The 2,815-nt window shown below is 47.3% G+C and carries 3 protein-coding genes; all 3 read left to right on the plus strand.

Annotated features, from left to right (window positions below; translation table 11 throughout):
- Positions 1 to 3 precede the first annotated feature (3 nt).
- The 3 genes from gspL to R7P72_RS23565 are packed head-to-tail and all read left to right on the plus strand — an operon-like array spanning position 4 to position 2,468.
- Positions 4 to 1,206, plus strand: coding sequence for a type II secretion system protein GspL (gene gspL / locus R7P72_RS23555; RefSeq protein ID WP_005379304.1), 1,203 nt, complete (start codon positions 4 to 6; stop codon positions 1,204 to 1,206).
- Positions 1,207 to 1,213: 7 nt separating this feature from the next.
- Positions 1,214 to 1,705, plus strand: a complete 492-nt coding sequence (locus R7P72_RS23560) for a type II secretion system protein M (RefSeq protein ID WP_005379305.1) — start codon at positions 1,214 to 1,216, stop codon at positions 1,703 to 1,705.
- A 1-nt stretch (position 1,706) separates the two neighbouring features.
- Positions 1,707 to 2,468: a type II secretion system protein N gene (locus R7P72_RS23565; RefSeq protein WP_213907355.1), complete on the plus strand. Its 762-nt coding sequence runs from the start codon at positions 1,707 to 1,709 to the stop codon at positions 2,466 to 2,468.
- Positions 2,469 to 2,815 lie beyond the last annotated feature (347 nt).

The raw sequence follows: 2,815 nt of genomic DNA on the forward strand, positions 1-2,815 counted from the left end.
TCAGTGAGCGAGTTTCTGACCGTTCGGCTGAGTAGCGAACAACAAAGTACCATTCCTTGGGTGGTGTGGTCGACAGATCAACAGGAAGTGATTGCTAGCGGTGAAATCGCCGGGTGGGAACACTTAGATGAGTTGGTCTCATATGCTGGTCAGCGCCAAGTTGTGGCGCTGTTGGCGAGTAATGATGTGGTCCTGACGCAAGTGGATATACCACCTGGTGCAACACGCCAATTCGAGGCGATGTTACCGTACTTAGTGGAAGACGAAGTTGCTCAGGACGTTGATGGCCTGCACTTTAGCGTGTTGGGTAAACAAGCGGATAAAGCGCAGATTTGCGCAGTTGAACGTGCTTGGATTCAGACTGTACTGCAACGTTTCTCAAGCCAAGGTATCGCTATTAAACGCATTTTACCCGATGTGCTTGCGTTACCGGTTCGTGGAGAGCACAGCTGTGCTGCAATGATTGGCGAGCAATGGCTAATTCGTCACTCTGCGACAGAGGGCGCGGTTGTCGACGCTTCTTGGTTAGACCTTTACCTCTCTTCTTATCTACAAAATCATGAAGGTTGGAAGCTCGATTGCTATAGCTCGGTCCCGGAATCTGCGTTACCTGAAATATGGGAGCCGCAACCAGAAGAAATGACGATGGCTTTACTGGCGAAGGGGGTGACAGAAAGCAAAGTCAATTTGCTGACTGGGATCTTCAAGCCGAAATCTTCTTGGGGTAAATACTGGAAGCTCTGGCAAAAAGCCACCATTGCTGCGGGGGTGCTTATCGTCGTCATGGTTGCGCAGCAGTTGCTCGTGGTCCACAAGTACGAAGCACAAGCTCAAGCGTATCGTGAGGAGAGTGAGCGTATTTTCCGCCAGGTGTTCCCAAATAAACGACGCATTCCTACCGTTAGTTACCTCAAACGACAAATGGATGATGAAGAGCGCCGCTTATCTGGTGGAAGTGGTCAGCAGGCAATGTTGTCATGGTTGGCGGCATTACCCGCGACGCTTGGTCAGGTCAGCGACTTGGAGATCACTAGCTTTAAATACGACGGACAACGTGGCGAAGTACGTATTCAGGCTCGTAGTTCAGACTTCCAACCTTTTGAGCAGGCTCGTGTGAAATTGGCAGAGAAGTTTAATGTTGAGCAAGGTCAGTTGAACCGTAGCGATAACGTTGTGGTTGGCAGCTTTGTTTTGAAGCGTTTGTGAGGTGATGATGAAAAACTTAATTTCTCAAGCTCAGGTTTGGTGGAGCAGCATCTCGCAGCGTGAGCAGCGTTTGGTCATGGGATGTGGCGCTATTGCCGTTATCGGTATTATTTATTGGGGTTTATTACAGCCAATGAGCCAACGTGCGGAGCTAGCTCAGTCACGTATTCAAAGCGAAAAACAGTTGCTAGCTTGGGTACAAGATAAAGCGGATGGCATCATTGCACTGCGAAAAAGCAGCGGTGTGAGCTACTCTAGTCAACCGTTGAATCAGTTGGTTTCTTCTTCAGCTCGTCGTTATAAAGTTGAGTTGATTCGCGTACAACCTCGTAATGAGAGCGTTCAAGTGTGGATCAAACCACTCGCGTTTAATCAACTAGTGGATTGGTTACGTTACTTGAAAGAGCAGCAGGGTATTGAAGTCGAATTTTTAGATATCGACCGAACAGAGCAAGCGGGCATGATCGATGTAAACCGCCTTCAGTTTAAGCGAGGTTAAGGTGAAGCGAGCAGTACTTTACGTTGTTATCTTTATCGTCTTTTTTTCAGTCAGTCTTTTAATGGGATTACCAGTCTCTTGGGTGTTACAACAAGCACCAACAGTGAGAGGCCTGGACATTCAAGGAACCAACGGTTCGGTATGGCAAGGTCAAGCTGCTAGTATTCGTTGGCAGCGCCAGAACCTTGGAGAAGTTAATTGGGATTTCCAATGGTCGAGTCTACTGACAGGTAAAGCTGAGTTTGCTGTGCGCTTTGGTCGTGGTAGTGAAATGGACGTTCGTGGGCGCGGTTTTGTCGGCTATAGCTTAAGTGATGGCCCTTATGCCAAAAACTTAGTTGCCTCGATTCCGGCGGTAAAAGTTGTTGAGCAAGCGCGCCTCCCTGTGCCTGTTGGTGTTGATGGGCAACTTGAGCTGAATATTCGTCATGCGACTTATGCTGCGCCTTGGTGTAAGAACGGTGAAGGCACTTTAGTATGGAATGCCAGTGGTATTCAAAGCCCCGTTGGCAGCTTAGATCTCGGTCCTGTGATTGCCGATATAAACTGTCAGGATAGTGTATTGACGGCAACTGGTGAGCAGAGCAGCGAACAAGTCTCTGCGGCGTTCTCAGCAGAGCTGATGCCTAATCAACGATACTCAACCAAAGCGTGGTTCAAACCTGGAGCAGAGTTCCCATCCAGCATGGGGGAGCAATTGAAATGGTTGGGTAAGCCGAATGCTCAAGGTCAATATGAGTTTAATTACCAAGGGCGCTTCTAACCAATCGTGACAAAATCCAATATCTTAAAAGAGCTGCTATTGTGCAGCTCTTTTTGCTTTTGGATCATCGTAAGCTAAAACCTCTATTCGCTGTACATTCGATCTTGATTGGGAATGAGTGAAAGTTTAAAACCATGATTTTTAATTGATTTGTTTTCTTTCGTTCAGCTTTGCAAGCAATTGGAACATAGTAGGCCAAATACTCCAAGTGCTGTACAGAAGGTCAAAAAGAAAAGGCCACGAAGATATTCGTGGCCTTTCTATTGCTAGTGTGCCGTCCTAAATAAGGTTGACACTTTCCACCCCCCAAAATTGGAGAGTGTTATGAAATCAACAACTAAAAGAAC

This window comes from Vibrio sp. Vb0888, assembly GCF_033338835.1.
In the GTDB taxonomy this organism is placed as follows: domain Bacteria; phylum Pseudomonadota; class Gammaproteobacteria; order Enterobacterales; family Vibrionaceae; genus Vibrio; species Vibrio alginolyticus.